Source organism: Hydrogenophaga flava NBRC 102514, assembly GCF_001571145.1.
Taxonomy (GTDB): Bacteria; Pseudomonadota; Gammaproteobacteria; order Burkholderiales; family Burkholderiaceae_C; genus Hydrogenophaga; species Hydrogenophaga flava.
Genome location: NZ_BCTF01000014.1, coordinates 41,816 through 56,733, shown reverse-complemented (window position 1 = coordinate 56,733; position 14,918 = coordinate 41,816). Strand labels below are relative to the sequence as shown.

Annotated in this window: 12 protein-coding genes; 9 read left to right on the top strand and 3 right to left on the bottom strand. The window is 68.6% G+C overall.

The window, feature by feature from the left end:
• Positions 1–10 precede the first annotated feature (10 nt).
• The 6 genes from asd (at position 11) to HFL01S_RS13365 (ending at position 6,834) form a co-directional block, all read left to right on the top strand.
• Positions 11–916, top strand: coding sequence for an archaetidylserine decarboxylase (gene asd / locus HFL01S_RS13390; protein ID WP_066259246.1), 906 nt, complete (start codon positions 11–13; stop codon positions 914–916).
• Positions 917–1,035: 119 nt separating this feature from the next.
• On the top strand, positions 1,036–1,335 hold the full coding sequence (locus HFL01S_RS13385; RefSeq protein ID WP_066259243.1) for a hypothetical protein: 300 nt from the start codon (positions 1,036–1,038) through the stop codon (positions 1,333–1,335).
• Between the two features lie 262 nt (positions 1,336–1,597).
• Positions 1,598–2,614, top strand: coding sequence for a M14 family zinc carboxypeptidase (locus HFL01S_RS13380; protein WP_066259240.1), 1,017 nt, complete (start codon positions 1,598–1,600; stop codon positions 2,612–2,614).
• A 13-nt stretch (positions 2,615–2,627) separates the two neighbouring features.
• Positions 2,628–3,389, top strand: coding sequence for an alpha/beta fold hydrolase (locus HFL01S_RS13375; RefSeq protein WP_066259237.1), 762 nt, complete (start codon positions 2,628–2,630; stop codon positions 3,387–3,389).
• Between the two features lie 20 nt (positions 3,390–3,409).
• Complete coding sequence (locus HFL01S_RS25915) at positions 3,410–5,692, top strand: esterase-like activity of phytase family protein (protein ID WP_169802336.1); 2,283 nt, start codon at positions 3,410–3,412, stop codon at positions 5,690–5,692.
• A 161-nt stretch (positions 5,693–5,853) separates the two neighbouring features.
• The gene (locus HFL01S_RS13365; protein WP_066259235.1) at positions 5,854–6,834 is read left to right on the top strand and encodes a porin; all 981 of its coding nucleotides are present in this window, start codon (positions 5,854–5,856) and stop codon (positions 6,832–6,834) included.
• A 102-nt stretch (positions 6,835–6,936) separates the two neighbouring features.
• Here HFL01S_RS13365 and HFL01S_RS13360 read toward each other — a convergent pair whose 3' ends face one another.
• Together HFL01S_RS13360 and HFL01S_RS13355 are read right to left on the bottom strand one after the other, a co-directional pair.
• Positions 6,937–9,381, bottom strand: coding sequence for a UvrD-helicase domain-containing protein (locus HFL01S_RS13360; RefSeq protein ID WP_066259232.1), 2,445 nt, complete (start codon positions 9,379–9,381; stop codon positions 6,937–6,939).
• Complete coding sequence (locus tag HFL01S_RS13355; protein ID WP_066259228.1) at positions 9,381–10,004, bottom strand: Crp/Fnr family transcriptional regulator; 624 nt, start codon at positions 10,002–10,004, stop codon at positions 9,381–9,383. Before HFL01S_RS13355 ends, HFL01S_RS13360 begins: the two co-directional genes overlap by 1 nt.
• An 82-nt stretch (positions 10,005–10,086) precedes the next feature.
• On the opposite strand from HFL01S_RS13355, the gene HFL01S_RS13350 reads away from it, so the two are divergent.
• From HFL01S_RS13350 to HFL01S_RS13340, 3 genes are all read left to right on the top strand, one after another.
• Entirely contained in the window at positions 10,087–10,569 is a 483-nt protein-coding gene (locus HFL01S_RS13350) for a (2Fe-2S)-binding protein (RefSeq protein ID WP_066259224.1), read from the top strand.
• On the top strand, positions 10,566–12,782 hold the full coding sequence (locus tag HFL01S_RS13345) for a xanthine dehydrogenase family protein molybdopterin-binding subunit (RefSeq protein ID WP_066259221.1): 2,217 nt from the start codon (positions 10,566–10,568) through the stop codon (positions 12,780–12,782). The genes HFL01S_RS13350 and HFL01S_RS13345 overlap by 4 nt, the downstream gene beginning before the upstream one ends.
• 182 nt (positions 12,783–12,964) lie before the next feature.
• Complete coding sequence (locus HFL01S_RS13340) at positions 12,965–13,942, top strand: GMP reductase (RefSeq protein WP_066259218.1); 978 nt, start codon at positions 12,965–12,967, stop codon at positions 13,940–13,942.
• Here the strand turns inward: HFL01S_RS13340 and HFL01S_RS13335 are convergent.
• Complete coding sequence (locus tag HFL01S_RS13335; protein WP_066259216.1) at positions 13,935–14,828, bottom strand: alpha/beta hydrolase; 894 nt, start codon at positions 14,826–14,828, stop codon at positions 13,935–13,937. The two genes, HFL01S_RS13340 and HFL01S_RS13335, sit on opposite strands and share 8 nt — an antisense overlap.
• Positions 14,829–14,918: the final 90 nt, after the last annotated feature.

The following is a 14,918-nucleotide window of genomic DNA, read 5'->3' as shown; positions in this document are numbered from 1 at the left end:
TGTCATCTCCATGAATCCCGTCACCACCCTGCGCCGCATCGCGCAGCACGAAGACCTCAACTTCCTGCTGACCAACCGCGTGCCCCGCACCGCCCTCACCCACGCCATCGGCTGGTGGAGCCGCATCCGCCACCCCTGGGTGCGCGACCTCTCGCTGGCAGTCTGGAAGGCCTTCAGCGACCTGGACCTGAGCGAGGCGAAGGAACAGCGCTTCGCCAGCCTGCACGACTGCTTCATCCGCGAGCTGCGCCCCGGCGCCAGACCAGTGGACCCGCGCTCCGACGTCATCACCAGCCCCAGCGACGGCATCGTCGGCGCCTGCGGCCGCATCGAGAAGGTGGACGGTGAGCCCCAGGTGTTCCAGGCCAAGGGCTTTCCGTACCAGCTGGCCGAGCTGTTGGGCGACTCCGCCCACACCGCCGCGCTGTGCCGCGAGCTGGAGGGCGGCAGCTATGTGACCCTTCGGCTCACGTCCAGCATGTACCACCGCTTCCACGCGCCCTGCGACGCGCGACTGGAACACGTCACCTACATCAGCGGCGACACCTGGAACGTCAACCCGATTGCGCTGCAGCGCGTGGAGCGCCTGTTCTGCCGCAACGAGCGCGCGGTGCTGCACCTGCGCCAGCCCGATGGTGCGCGCCTGCTGCTGGTGCCGGTGGCGGCGATCCTGGTGGCGAGCATGCGCCTGCACGCGCTGGACGTGCCGCTGAACCTGCGCTACCGCGGCCCCAACGAACTGCCCTGCGATGCGGCCTGCGCCAAAGGCCAGGAGCTGGGCTGGTTCGAGCACGGCTCCACCATCCTGGTGTTCGCACCGCCGGGGCACGCGCTGGCACCGGGGCTGGCCACCGGCCAGACGCTGCGCATGGGGCAGCCGCTGCTGGTGCGAGAGGCCGAGCTGCGTTCAAGCTGACGTCAGCTTTCTTTCACAAAACCGTCATCAAAAGCCGGCGCCCGGCCGGTAAGCTCGGTTGAACGGTTGTCTGACACCACGTCCGCACCGAATCACCAACGTTGGAAGAAAGGCCTCAAGTGAAAGCCCTGAAGAAAGCCCGCAAGCTGATCGAAACCTCCCCCGAGTCCAGCGAAGCGCGCATCCTGTCGTCCCTGGTCGTGGCTCTGGAATCGGAGGCCTCCTACCCGGTCAACGACCTCTACAAGCTCAACTTCAACAACTTCGAACTCGCGCTGGACCTGCTCAAGGAATGGCGCCTGGACCGCTACTGCATGAGCAAGGTGCGCCTGCTGGACCTGTCGGTGCAGCTCGGCGACATGGAGAAGGCCGAGGCCACTCCTGCTGCTGCAGAAAAGACCCCCGCCAAGGCGGGCTGAGCGAGCCCGCGCTAGCGCCGCCAGGGTGGCGGTGCCCCACGCTGGCGCACCTGCACGCGCCAGCGCTGCAAGGCCAGGAACTCCACCAACCCGCCCGCCAGACCACACGCCACCACTCCCGCCTGAACGCAGCGACACAACAGGGTCGGCCGCGCGGAGCGGCGGGAAGCGGGGTTGAAGCTGGCGCTCATGTTCTCTTCATTGCACAGGTCGAGGCCCCACGGTAGGCCCGGTCTGTGACAACCCTGTGTCACCCCCGCCCATGAGCACCGCCCACCCGCTGCCCGAGTTGCAGACGCTCGAACGGCTGATCGAGCTGGGCGGCCGGCACCTGCAGGCGCGGCCGGTGCGCCATGTCTCCCCCCCTGTCGGACCCAGCTTTCCGGTCTGGGCCATCACCCTGGGCAACCCCGATCCGCACTGCCCCGGCGTGGGCTACTTCGGTGGTGTGCACGGGCTGGAGCGTATCGGCGCCGAGGTGGTGATCGCCTTCCTGCAGAACATCGTCACCCGCCTGTCCTGGGACCGTTCGCTGCACCGCCTGCTGGACGAGGTGCGGCTGGTGTTCATGCCCATCGTCAACCCGGGCGGCATGTGGGCCGCGACCCGCGCAAACCCGCGCGGCATCGACCTGATGCGCAACGCCCCGGTGGAGGCGCGCGAGAAGGTGCCCTGGCTGATGGGCGGCCAGCGCTTGAGCGCCGGCCTGCCCTGGTACCGCGGCCGCCTGGGCGACCCACTGGAGACCGAGAGCGCCGCGCTGTGCGAGGTGGTGCAGGCGGAGCTGCTGACGCGCCCGTTTTCGCTCGCGCTGGACTGCCACTCGGGCTTCGGCATCAGCGACCGGCTGTGGTTTCCCTTCGCCCACACGCGCGAGCCGATTCCGCATCTGGCCGAGGTACGGGCGCTCAAGACCATCTTCGAGCAGGCGCACCACCACCACCCCTACATCATCGAACCGCAGAGCACCCAGTACCTGACCCACGGCGACCTCTGGGACCACCTCTACCTGCAGGCCTGCACCGACCCGGCGCGCACCTTCCTGCCGCTGACGCTGGAGATGGGCTCGTGGCTCTGGGTCAAGAAGAACCCGCGCCAGCTGTTCTCGCGCAAGGGCATCTTCAACCCGCTCATCGGCCACCGGCAGCAACGCGTGCTGCGGCGCCATCTGGCGCTGCTGGACTTCCTGGCGCGCGCCGCCGGCAGCCATGCGCAGTGGACCCCCGCGCCACACGAGCGCGCCAACGGCCATGCGCAGGCGCTGGTCGACTGGTTCTGAAAGGACGGCCGCTATGAGCGACTGGGTGTTCCTGCGCGGCCTGACCCGCGAATCCGCGCACTGGGGCGACCTTCCGGCGCGCTTCGAAGCGGCCCTGCCCGGCACCCGCGTGCACCTGATCGACCTGGCCGGCAACGGCCTTCGCTGCCACAAGCGCAGCCCGGCCACGGTGACGGACATGGTGTCCGACGGCCGTGAACAGTTGCACCGCCTGGGCATCCACGGCCCGGTGAACCTGCTGGCCCTGTCGCTGGGTGGGATGGTGGCCACACAGTGGCTGCACAGCGCACCGCAGGACATCGCGTCGGCGGTGCTGGTCAACACCAGCATGCGGCCCTTCAGCCCGCTGCACCGACGGCTGCGGCCGCACAACCTGCCGATGCTGTTGCGGCTGGTGGTCGGCCGCCTGCCGCCGGACACCGCCGAGCGCCTGATCTGGCACATGACCAGCGCGCGCCCCGATGTGGACGAAGCGGTGCTGGCGACCTGGGTCGCCGCACGGCGACAGCGCCCGGTGCAGGCGGCCAACGCGCTGCGGCAGTTGCTGGCTGCGGCCCGCTTCCAGGCCCCCGCCCAGGCGCCACAGCGGCCGGTGCTGGTGCTGACCAGCCAAGGGGACCGGCTGGTCCACACCAGTTGCTCGGAAGCGCTCGCGCGGGCCTGGGGCTGCCGGCTGGCGCGACACCCCGGCGCGGGGCACGACCTGCCACTGGACGACCCGGACTGGGTGATCGCCCAGGTTCGACAATGGGTGGAACGCCTGCAGCCAGGGTGACCGGTGACCCCGTCACGGCCATGACACACAAGGCCTCTAGGCTGCGGCGCTTTGTGTCCTTCCCCTCCCCCGCCACCATGCCCCTGTTCCGCCTGACCGCCTCGGCCCTGGCCTTGGCCGCCGCATTCACCGCCTCCACACCCGCCCTCGCCGCCCCGCCCGCAGGACGCTTCACCATGGTCCACCACCTGCCGGTGGACGGCGTGGCCGAGATCATCACCGCCACCCCGGACGGCCAGACCCTGCTCTACACCAGCGCCGACGCTGGCGCCCTGGGCCTGGTGGACATCCGCGACCCGGCCCGTCCAGCCCACCTGCCGCGCGTGGATGTGCGCCTGGGCGGTGTGGGTGAGCCCACCTCGGTGGCGATCAGCCCCGACGGGCGCTACGCCGTGGTCGCCATGCGCATGGACGACGACGTGGCCAACGCGCGCCGGGGCTTCCTGCGCGTTTACGACGTGCGCAACCCGCAAGCGGTCCGGCATGTGAAGGACATCACCGTGGGCGTCGGCCCCGACTCGCTGGCCCTGGCCGGCCGCGGCAAGACCCTGCGCGCCATCGTCGCCATCGAGGACGAAGAGACCGACGCCAAGGGCGACGCCACGCTGGACGGGAAGCGCCCCGGCCGCATCGACGTGGTGGGTTTGCAGGACCTCTACGGCGCCACCTCCAGCGGACTGCAGAGCATCGATCTGGTGGACGCACTCAAGGCCCTGCCCGGCGCGATCTACCCGCAGGACCCGCAGCCGGAGTTCGTGTCCATCTCGCCGGACGGCCACACCGCCGCCGTGACGCTGCAGGAGAACAATGCCGTGGCGCTGCTCGACCTGCGCCACCCGCGCCAGGCCCGTCTGCTGCGCGTGCTCCCCGCCGGCACGGTGGAGCGCAAGGGCAACGCCGACCTGCAGCGCGACAAGGAGATCGTCTTCAAGGACAGCTTCAGCGGCCGGCGCGAACCCGACGCCGTCACCTGGGTGTCGAACGAGGTGTTCGCCCTGGCCAACGAGGGCGACGGCAAGAAGGGCGCGGACGGCAGCCTGCCCGGCGGCCGCGGCTTCACACTGATGAACACCCGCGGCGCCGTGGTGTACGAGACCGGCGAACGCACCGAGCAGCACGCGGTGCTGCACGGCCACTACCCCGATAGCCGCTCGGCCGCCAAGGGTGTGGAGATCGAAGGCATCACCAGCGCCCGCTTCGGCGGCCGGCCGTACCTGCTGGTGGGCTCGGAGCGCGGCGCCTTCCTGGAGGTGCACGAGGTCAGCGACCCGAAACAACCGCGCCTCGTGCAGTTGCTGCCCACCGGCCTGTCGCCCGAGGGCATCACCACCATCACGCGCCGCGCCGATGGCCAGCAGCTCGCGGTGACGGCCAACGAAGGCGACGGCTCGATCAACCTCTACCGCTTCCACGCCCAGGGCGCGCCGGCGGGCGAACCGCAGATCGTCGCGCGCAATGCCTCCATGCCCTGGGGCGCGCTCTCGGGCCTCACCACCGACGGCAGCCACCTCTACGCCGTGCCCGACAACGCCTTTGCGCAATCGCGCATCTGGCGCCTGAACATGGCCGAGGCCGCGCAGGGCCGCGTGGTGATCGACCAGGTGATTCCGATCACCGACAACGGCCAGCCGCTGAAGCTGGACCCCGAAGGCACTGCGCGCGTAGCCGATGGCTTCTGGATCGCCTCTGAAGGCGCCACGGTGGATGGCAACGAGCTGATCAAGGTGGACGCCGCGGGCGTGGTGCAGCAGCGCATCAAGCTGCCCACCAGCGTGCAGGCGAAGTTCGCGAATACAAAGACCAGCACCGGCTACGAAGGCGTGACCGCCAGCGCCGACGGGCAGACGCTGTACATGGCCATCCAGCGTGGCTACGACCTCAACAAGCCGCAAGCGGCCATCCTCAGGCTGCACCTGCCCAACATGACCTGGACCAGCGCGCTCTACCCGCTGGAGAAGCACAGCAAGGACGCGAAGACTTACTGGATGGGGCTGTCCGAAATTCAGCTCATGGAAGGCGGCCCCGGCGGTCAGGACGACCGCCTGCTGCTGCTCGAACGAGACAAGGGCGGTGGCGAAGGCCGCGCCATCAACGCCGAGGTCAAGCGGGTCTACAGCGTGAACCTGTCCGATGTGGTCGAGGGCGCGGTGCTGAAGAAGACCCTGGTGAAGGACCTGCGCCAGGACCACAACTGGCTGCACGAGAAGGCCGAGGGCATGGTGGTTTTCAAAGGCGATCTCTGGGTCGTGAACGACAACGACGGCGCTGGCTGGACTCGCCTGCTCAACGCGGGCAGACCTTGAAGGCATTACCGTCAAAAACAGAAACGCCGCGTTTCGTGGCAACAGCGATACACCGTCTTCTGAATTTCACATTCACCCGGTGAAATAGCGCCACCTGAATGTTCTCTGCATCAGGTGGGCATCCGCCCCACACGTTCCAACGAATCCATCAAGGAAATTTCATGAAAAAGAGCCTCATCGCTCTGGCCGTGCTGGCCGCTTCCGGCGCCGCCATGGCCCAGTCCTCCGTCACCGTGTACGGCCGCGTCGACCTGTCGGTCGGCAGCCTCAAGGAACTCGACAAGGGCAGCCAGACCAAGGTGTTCAACGGCGGCGACGGCGGTCTGACGACCTCGCGCCTGGGCTTCCGCGGCACCGAAGACCTCGGCGGCGGCCTCAAGGCCAACTTCAAGCTGGAGCACCGTCTGAACGCCGACGACGGCACCTCGCAAGACCCGATGTGGAAGGGCGAGTCGACCGTGAGCCTGGCCGGTGGTTTCGGTGAGGTCAAGCTGGGCCGCAGCTCCACCATCTACGACGAAGTGCGTGGCCTGGCCTTCACCTCCAACGTGTTCGACTCCGCCTTCACCCCCGCCTCCAACGGCGTGTGGGGCTCGGGTGGCGACTACAGCAGCCGCTTCAACAACAAGGTCACCTACAACCTGCCCAAGCTGGGTGGCGTGTACGGCGGCATCGAGTACGCACTCGACGAAGACGCCACGGTGGACGCCAACATGGTGGGCGCCAAGATCGGCTACAAGGCCGGCCCGCTGGACGTGGCCCTGGGCCTGCAACAGGAAAAAGGCAAGGACAACGACTACATGCTGGTCGCTGCCGCCTACGACCTGGGCGTCGTGAGCCTCTCGGGTGGCTACAACACCCGCCGTGGCGACGATGCAAAGGGCGATGACAACGAACTGACCGTGGGCCTGAACGTGCCGATGGGCAACGTCAACCTGTCGTTCGGCTACGCCACCAGCAAGACCGAAATCGGTGGTTCCACCGCTGGCAAGTCCTCGGGCTTCGGCATCGGCGCGACCTACGCCCTGTCCAAGCGCACCAAGGCATACGGCGGCTTCCGCTCGCACAACGTGAAGGATGGCGCCGGCACCAAGACGGCCGGCACCCGCCTGTTCGCCGTGGGCCTGCGCCACGACTTCTGAGCACCGTCTCCGGGGAAGTTGCGCAGGGGGAAATTCCGTTACTGCAATCAGCGTCTGCGCAACGATTTGATGCCACCGGCGTTCACGCGCCGGTGGCTTTTTTCATTCGTCGACCGGGGTCAGCTTGGCCACCGACAGCGCCAGCCACTTGACGCCGTGGCGGCTGAAGTTCACCTGCGCCCGGGCATCGGCGCCCGCGCCTTCGAGGGCCAGCACCTTGCCCTCGCCGAACTTGTTGTGGAACACCTTCTGGCCGGTGCGGATGTCCACGCCGCGGTCGGGCTCGCGGGCCTTGGGCGGCGGGTTGCCGCTGCCCGTGGACAGGAAGCCCGGGGACCAGGACGGGTTCGCGGCCGGTGACCCGCCGGAGGCGTACAGACCACGGCGTCCGCCCTGCCAGCCGCCCACCGACGGCGCAGCCGCCGCCCAGGCGGGTTGCGGTGGTGTGAGCCACTTCAGGCAGGCCTCGGGCAGCTCGTCGAAGAACCGACTCTTCATGTTGTAGCGCGTCTGGCCGTGCAGCATGCGCGTCTGCGAATGGCTCAGGTACAGGCGCTTGCGCGCGCGGGTGATGGCCACGTACATCAGGCGGCGCTCTTCCTCCAGCCCGTCGCGGTCGCTCATCGAGTTCTCGTGCGGGAACAGGCCTTCTTCGAGTCCGGTGATGAACACGCAGTCGAACTCCAGGCCCTTGGCGGCGTGCACCGTCATCAGCTGCACCGCGTCCTGCCCGGCCTGCGCCTGGTTGTCGCCGGATTCCAGCGCAGCGTGGGTGAGGAAGGCGGCCAGCGGGCTGAGCGTCTCGCCGGTCTCCGCGTCGGGGGCCAGCGATTCGTTCAGCACCGGCGCATCCGGGTCCAGGCCCTGGCTGACCGGGCTTTGGGACAGGCTGGGCCCATGTTCATCGACCGGCAGCGCCACCGCATCGCGGCCAAAGCCCTCCTGCATCACGAAACTCTCGGCCGCGTTGACCAGTTCCTCCAGGTTCTCCACCCGGTCTTCGCCCTCGCGCTCGTTGCGGAAGTGTTCGATCAGGCCGCTCTTGTCGAGCACCAGTTCGATGATCTCCTTGAGCGTCATCGCTTCGGTCTTCTCGCGCATCACGTCCAGCAGCGCGACGAAGTTGGCGATGGCGGTGCCGGCACGCCCGGTCACGCCGCTCACCGCGTCGTGCAGCGAGCAGCCACTGCTGCGCGCCACGTCCTGCAGCTGTTCGACGCTGCGCGCGCCGATGCCGCGCGGCGGGAAGTTCACCACGCGCAGGAAGCTGGTGTCGTCGTGCGGGTTCTCCAGCAGGCGCAGGTAGGCCAGCGCGTGTTTGATCTCGGCGCGCTCGAAGAAGCGCAGGCCGCCGTACACGCGATACGGAATGGCGGCATTGAACAACGCCGTCTCGACCACGCGGCTCTGCGCGTTGCTGCGGTAGAGCACGGCCATCTCGCTGCGCGCCGTGCCCTCGCGTTCGAGCTGCTTCATCTCGTCCACCATCCACTGCGCTTCGGCGAAGTCGCTCACCGATTCATAGACGCGCACCGGCTCGCCCGCACCGGCGTCGGTCCGCAGGTTCTTGCCCAGGCGGCGGCTGTTGTGGCTGATGAGCTCGTTGGCGGTGTTGAGGATGTTGCTGGCGCTGCGGTAGTTCTGCTCCAACTTGATCTGGTGCTTCACCTGGAACTCGCGCACGAAGTCGGCCATGTTGCCCACGCGCGCGCCGCGGAAGGCGTAGATGCTCTGGTCGTCGTCACCCACCGCGAACACCGCGTTGCCCGAGGGCGGCAGGCCTTCGAGCGGCGGCGACGAGAACATCTTGATCCACGCGTACTGCAGGCGGTTGGTGTCCTGGAACTCGTCGATCAGGATGTGCTTGAAACGCCGCTGGTAGTGCACGCGGATCGGGTCGTTGTCGCGCAGCACCTCGTAGCTGCGCAGCATCAGCTCGCCGAAGTCGACAACGCCTTCGCGCTGGCACTGTTCTTCGTAGAGCTGGTAGATCTCGACCTTGCGCCGCGTCTCGTCATCGCGCACCACCACGTCGCGCGGGCGCTGGCCGTCTTCCTTGCAGCCGCTGATGAAGTACTGCAGCTGCTTGGGCGGAAAGCGCTCGTCGTCCACGTTGTGCTGCTTGCACAGGCGCTTGATGGCCGAGAGCTGGTCCTGCGAATCCAGAATCTGGAAGGTCTGCGGCAGACCCGCCGGCTGGTGGTGCGCGCGCAGGAAGCGGTTGCACAGACCGTGGAAGGTGCCGATCCACATGCCGCGTACGTTGACGGGCAGCATGGCGGTCAGGCGGGTCATCATTTCCTTGGCCGCCTTGTTGGTGAAGGTCACGGCCATGATGCCGCCCGGCCCCGCCTGGCCGCTCTGCAGCAGCCAGGCGATGCGGGTGGTCAGCACCCGGGTCTTGCCCGATCCGGCACCGGCCAGGATGAGCGCGTGTTCGGGCGGCAGGGTGACGGCCGCGGCCTGCTCGGAGTTCAGGCTCGCGACCAGCGACGCGGAGACCTGCGCCATGCCGTCGGACAGGGCGCCGTGGTTGAAAAGACTCATCACAGGATTGTAGGCAGCGTCCGTCCGCCGGAGCCTTCCCGGCCGAGGCGGGCACGGATGCGGGACAGGCTCACGGGGGTAATGCCCAGGTACAGCGCCAGGTCTTTCTGAGGCACCCGCCGCAGGAGTTCGGGCGACCGCTGCAACAACAGCCTGTAGCGGTCCGGCGGGCCCAGCGTCAGCAGTTCGCGCTCGCGCTGCTCCTTGCGCTGCCCATAAAACTCCAGCGCCCGGCGCAGCGCCTTCTGCCAGGACAGGTGCCGGTCGGCCAGTTCAAGAATCACGGGATAGGGAAGGCACGCGATCTCGCTGGGCTCCACGGCCACGACCGAAAAGCTGCTCACGCCTCCGGGAGCCAAAGCCGACAGGCTGGCGAAGAACCCTCCGGCATCGATGAAGGATTTGATGCGCTCCGTGCCATCGTCGCGCAGGTACACCAGCTTGACCAGACCCCGGAACACCACGGCCACCTGGGGCCAGGCCGCGCCTTCCCGCAGCAGGGTCTCGCCCGGCGCCACCTTCCGGACACTGGCGCGGCCGGCCAACTGCTCCCATTCGGGCAGAGCAGTCTGCGCCAGGCCTTCGAACAATGCGTGCGCGGCACCGACAGCGTCGTGGGTCATGCGCCGATCTTAGAACCGCGGCCAGGGCAGCGGCTTAACAAGGGATAACGACAGACCAGGCGAAGCGGCCTACCGTACGCCCATGAACACCCTGCTCAACCGCCACCCCGTGGCATTGCCCGACGCCACCCGGCGCGCCCATACCCTGCTGTGGTGGCTGCGCGAAGACATGGGCCTGCTCGGCACCCGCCACGGCTGTGGCGAGGGAGCCTGCGGCGCCTGCACCGCCTGGCTGGACGGACAACCGGTGCGCACCTGCGTGACCCCGTGCAGCGCTGCCGAAGGACGCCACATCACCACCATCGAGGGCCTGGCGCAGGGCGGGCGCCTGCACCCCGTGCAACAGGCTTGGATCGAGCTGCAGGTGCCGCAGTGCGGCTACTGCCAGAGCGGGCAGATCATGGCCGCAGCCGCCCTGCTGCAGCGGGTGACCGATCCGAGCGACGAACAGATCGACGCGGCAATGGCCGGCCACCTGTGTCGCTGCGGCACCTACCAGCGGATCAGGCAGGCCATCCACCATGCGACCCACCTCATGCAGGCTGGCCGGGGAGCGCAGTCATGAAAGGCTCCGCACGGCCTGGCATCCGCCGCCGCACCGCACTCACCGGCGCCGCAGGACTGACCGTCGCATGGGCACTGCCCGGCTGTTCGCTCGTCCCGCCGATCCCCAAGCGTCCCATGCCCACCGAGGCGGACGCGGCCGGCTGGGTCCGCCTCACACCGGGCGGCCGCTTCGAAATCTGGTGCGTGCGCATGGAGATGGGTCAGCACATCACTGCCGCCCTGCGCGAAGTGGCCGCGCTCGAACTGGGCGTACCCCCGGGCCTGATCGACACCCGCCTGCCGGCCACCACCGACGTGCCCCCGTTCAAGGCCACGGTCGGCAGCGACTCGGTGCGCGAACTGCTGCTGCCGCTCGCCACCGCCTGCGCCACCCTGCGCACAGCACTGCTCGAGCGCGCCGCGCGGCGACTGAGGCAGGCGCCGACCGAGCTGCACGTCACCGACGACGGGCGCGTCCAGGCCCATGGCCAGTCGCTGGCGCTGGCCGATCTCGCCGAGCCGGGCCTGACGCTGTCGGCTCCCGGCACTCCAGCCGACGCGTTGCGGGCACCTTTGGCGCTCGCCAGGCGCAGCCGGAATGCGATGGCCCCGTTGGTGGGGCACGCCGACGACATCGCGCTTGTCACCGGCCAGCCCGGCTACACCGCCGACATCCAGCTGCCGGGCCTGCGCCACGCCACGGTGCTGCATCCGCAGTGGCGGCGCGAACTCGGCCCACGGCTGCTCGGTCTCGACGAGGCCGCCCTCAGGCGCGTCCCCGGATTCGTGGCCGTGCTGCACATCGCCGAACTCGACGGACCGGTGCTGCTGGCCGACCACCCCGGCGCGCTGCCCGGGCTGCGCCAGGCCGCCCGCCCGCGCTGGGAACTGCCGCGCGGCGCCGCCGACCCGCACACAGTGGTCGACATCGACAATGCCCTGTCGCGTGACCGTTTCACCCAGGACAGCGGCCGCGTCGCGGAGGGGCCCTGGACGGTGGACCTGCGGCTGGACATCCCCATGGCCGCCCACGCGGCCCTGGAGCCCCGTTGCGCCATCGCGCGCTTCAACGCCGACGGCACCCTGGAACTGTGGTGCGGCAGCCAGGACCCTTTCTACATGCGCGACGTGCTGGCACGCGACCATGGACTGGCCGCCGACAAGGTCCGGGTCCATGCGCAGCGCATGGGAGGCGCCTTCGGAAGCCGCACCGTGGCGCTGATCGAGCGCGAGGTGGCCTTCATCGCGCGCGCCGCCGGCCAACCGGTCAAGCTCCAGTGGACACGCGAGGACGAGTTCGTCGCGGGCTTTCACCGGCCACCCTCCTCGCACCGTCTGCGTGCGCGGCTGGACAGCCGGGGGTTCATCAGCGACTGGTGGCACGCGCTCTCGAGCTCCCACATCATCTTCACCTCGGCCGGCCTGCCGCGGTGGCTGCAGGCGCTGACCGACCTGGTCGGCGACCCTGGCACCTCGCGCGGATTGGTGCCGCCCTACGCCATCGAGCGGCGCAGGGAGTCCCTGCAGCTGACCCGGCTCAGCCTGGCCACCGGACCCTGGCGCGGACTGGGAGCCGGCCCGAATGCGCTGGCCATCGAGTCGGCCATGGACGCCCTGGCCCGTGCCGCCGGTCAGGATCCGGTGACCTTCCGCCTGCGGCACCTGGACGCGCAAGCCGCCCGCCCCCACCTGCCCGACGCCGATCGCCTGGCCCGGGTGCTGCGCTCGGTCAGCGCCCGGGCCGCGGCGCACCCGAGGCCTGCGCCGGGCCCGGGAGAGCGCGTCGGCCGCGGTGTGGCCTGTGGTGTGTACAAGGGCCAGTCGTTCGTGGCGGCGGTGGCCGAGGTGCTGGTCAGCCGCAACCGGATTCGCGTCACCCGACTGTGGTGCGACCACGACTGCGGCACTGTGGTCGACACGCAGGGGGTGCACGCCCAGATCGAAGGCTGCCTGGTCTGGAGCCTCTCGATGGTGCTCCACGAAGCCCTGCCGGCGCCCGAGGGTCGGGCGGCCATCACCGGCCTGGCCGGGTACCCCCTGCCCCGCATGCCCGACATGCCAATGCTGGACATCCGCCTGGTGAGCAGCAGCGAGCCTCCCGGCGGCGCAGGGGAGCCTGCACTGGTCGCGGGCGCAGGCGCCGTTTTCAACGCCCTGGTCGATGCAATTGGCCACCGCCCGCAGCGCCTGCCCGTGCGGCTGGACGACCTGCCCATACGGACAGGCATATGAACCTCATACGCGTATGGGCGGCTATCCAGGCCAGCGCCTGAGCGCCTAGAATCAAGCACCGGGCCCAAGCAATTGCGCCCGGTTTTTTGTTTCCCGCTCCTGGGGGCAAACACCGGCCAGTTCCAAGCGCCTTTTCACCAACCCACCCCACTGCGCAATGCGGGGGTGACTGAAAGGCCCACATGGAAATCTTCGACTACGACAACATCCTGCTGCTGCCGCGCAAATGCCGCGTGGAAAGCCGCAGCGAGTGCGACCCCTCCATCGAATTCGGCGGCCGGCGCTTCAAGCTGCCGGTGGTGCCCGCCAACATGAAGACGGTGCTGGACGAGTCCATCAGCGAATGGCTGGCCGCCCACGGCTACTTCTACGTGATGCACCGCTTCGACCTGGACAACGTGGCCTATGCGAAGCGCATGCGCGAGAAGGGCCTGTTCGTGTCGATCAGCTCGGGCGTGAAGGCGCCGGACTACGAAGTCATCGACCGCCTGGCCGCCGACGGCGTGGGCGCGGACTACATCACCATCGACATCGCCCATGGCCACGCCGAGAGCGTGCGCTTGATGATCGAACACATCAAGAAGAAGCTGCCTCAGGCCTTCGTGATCGCCGGCAACGTGGCCACACCGGAAGCCGTGATCGACCTGGAGAACTGGGGCGCGGACGCCACCAAGGTGGGCGTGGGCCCGGGCAAGGTCTGCATCACCAAGCTCAAGACCGGTTTTGGCACCGGCGGCTGGCAGCTCTCGGCGCTCAAGTGGTGCGCGCGCGTGGCGACCAAACCCATCATCGCGGACGGCGGCATCCGCCACCACGGCGACATCGCCAAGAGCGTGCGCTTCGGGGCGACCATGGTCATGATCGGCTCGCTGTTCGCCGGCCACGAGGAGTCACCGGGCCAGACGGTCGAGGTCGACGGCAAGCTCTACAAGGAGTACTACGGCTCGGCCAGCGACTTCAACAAGGGCGAATACAAGCACGTCGAGGGCAAGCGCATCCTCGAGCCCATCAAGGGCAAGCTCGCCGACACGCTGCGCGAGATGCGGGAAGACGTGCAGAGTTCGATCAGCTACGCCGGCGGCACCCAGCTGAGCGACCTGAAGAAAGTGAACTACGTGATCCTCGGCGGCGAGAACGCTGGCGAGCACCTGTTCATGTGAGGTCCAGCAGCTGGCGCGCCAGGTTGTTCAGCCGGTGGCGCGGCCGCACCAGCGCGTCTAGCACGCTGAAGTGGTTCAGGCCCGGCAGGGTCTCGCAGATCGGCACCACGGCCTCGCCCCAGGTGTCGCGGATGAGGCGGGCCTGGCGCTGGAACTCGGCGCTCTCGTCACCGCCGGCCACGCTCAGCAGCACGCCCCGCTCCTCCTCGGTGTCGGGCAGCTCCTTGGGCAGCCAGGCCGGGCTGGCCATGCGCACCTGCTCGGGCGTCAGGCGCAACGAGTCCTTGAGGAAGGGTGTGTGGCGCAGCGGCTCCAGGTCGAACACACCGGAAATCGACAGCGCGTTGTAGACCAGATCCTCCGGCAGATCAGGCGCAAAACGTGCCCATTCGCAGGCCAGCAACATCGCCGCCAGGTGCCCGCCCGCCGAGTGGCCGACGATGGAGATGCGCCGCGGGTCGCCGCCATGCACGGCAATGTGGCGGTAGGTCCAGGCCAGGGCCTGCACCATCTGCATGGTGATCTCGGGAATCGTGACCGCCGGGCACAGCGCGTAGTTCGGAATCACCACGCAGGCGCCCTGCTTCACGAAGGCCGGCGCGAGGAAGCTGTGGTCCGACTTGTCCAGGCTGCGCCAGTAGCCGCCGTGGATGAACACCAGCACCGGCGCCAGCGGGTCGCCGTCTCGGCGCTGCGCCGGGAACAGGTCCAGCGTTTCGCCCGGCCCGTGACCGTAGGCCAGGTCGGGCAGGCAGACCAGCTGTTCGCGTGCAGCCTTCGAGTCCCGCGCCCAGCGCTCGAAGTACTGCGCATGGTCAGGCACCAGGGCGCGGTTGTTGTACTGGGCGTCGAGCCAGGCCGGGTCGGGTTGCAAGGGTGTGTTCATGGCGGGAAATTGTGTCACGCAGGAAGCGTCAGTCCCTTGACAGCCTTGCCGAGGCCCGATTGACGTATTCTGTATACGGAGTACAGAATA

Excerpts from the sequence above, each read along its gene's own strand:
- asd (WP_066259246.1), top strand. The coding sequence starts at position 11 with ATGAATCCCGTCACCACCCTGCGCCGCATCGCGCAGCACGAAGACCTC.
- HFL01S_RS13380 (WP_066259240.1), top strand. The coding sequence starts at position 1,598 with ATGAGCACCGCCCACCCGCTGCCCGAGTTGCAGACGCTCGAACGGCTG.
- HFL01S_RS13375 (WP_066259237.1), top strand. The coding sequence starts at position 2,628 with ATGAGCGACTGGGTGTTCCTGCGCGGCCTGACCCGCGAATCCGCGCAC.
- HFL01S_RS25915 (WP_169802336.1), top strand. The coding sequence starts at position 3,410 with ATGACACACAAGGCCTCTAGGCTGCGGCGCTTTGTGTCCTTCCCCTCC.
- HFL01S_RS13365 (WP_066259235.1), top strand. The coding sequence starts at position 5,854 with ATGAAAAAGAGCCTCATCGCTCTGGCCGTGCTGGCCGCTTCCGGCGCC.
- HFL01S_RS13360 (WP_066259232.1), bottom strand. The coding sequence starts at position 9,381 with ATGAGTCTTTTCAACCACGGCGCCCTGTCCGACGGCATGGCGCAGGTC.
- HFL01S_RS13355 (WP_066259228.1), bottom strand. The coding sequence starts at position 10,004 with ATGACCCACGACGCTGTCGGTGCCGCGCACGCATTGTTCGAAGGCCTG.
- HFL01S_RS13350 (WP_066259224.1), top strand. The coding sequence starts at position 10,087 with ATGAACACCCTGCTCAACCGCCACCCCGTGGCATTGCCCGACGCCACC.
- HFL01S_RS13345 (WP_066259221.1), top strand. The coding sequence starts at position 10,566 with ATGAAAGGCTCCGCACGGCCTGGCATCCGCCGCCGCACCGCACTCACC.
- HFL01S_RS13340 (WP_066259218.1), top strand. The coding sequence starts at position 12,965 with ATGGAAATCTTCGACTACGACAACATCCTGCTGCTGCCGCGCAAATGC.
- HFL01S_RS13335 (WP_066259216.1), bottom strand. The coding sequence starts at position 14,828 with ATGAACACACCCTTGCAACCCGACCCGGCCTGGCTCGACGCCCAGTAC.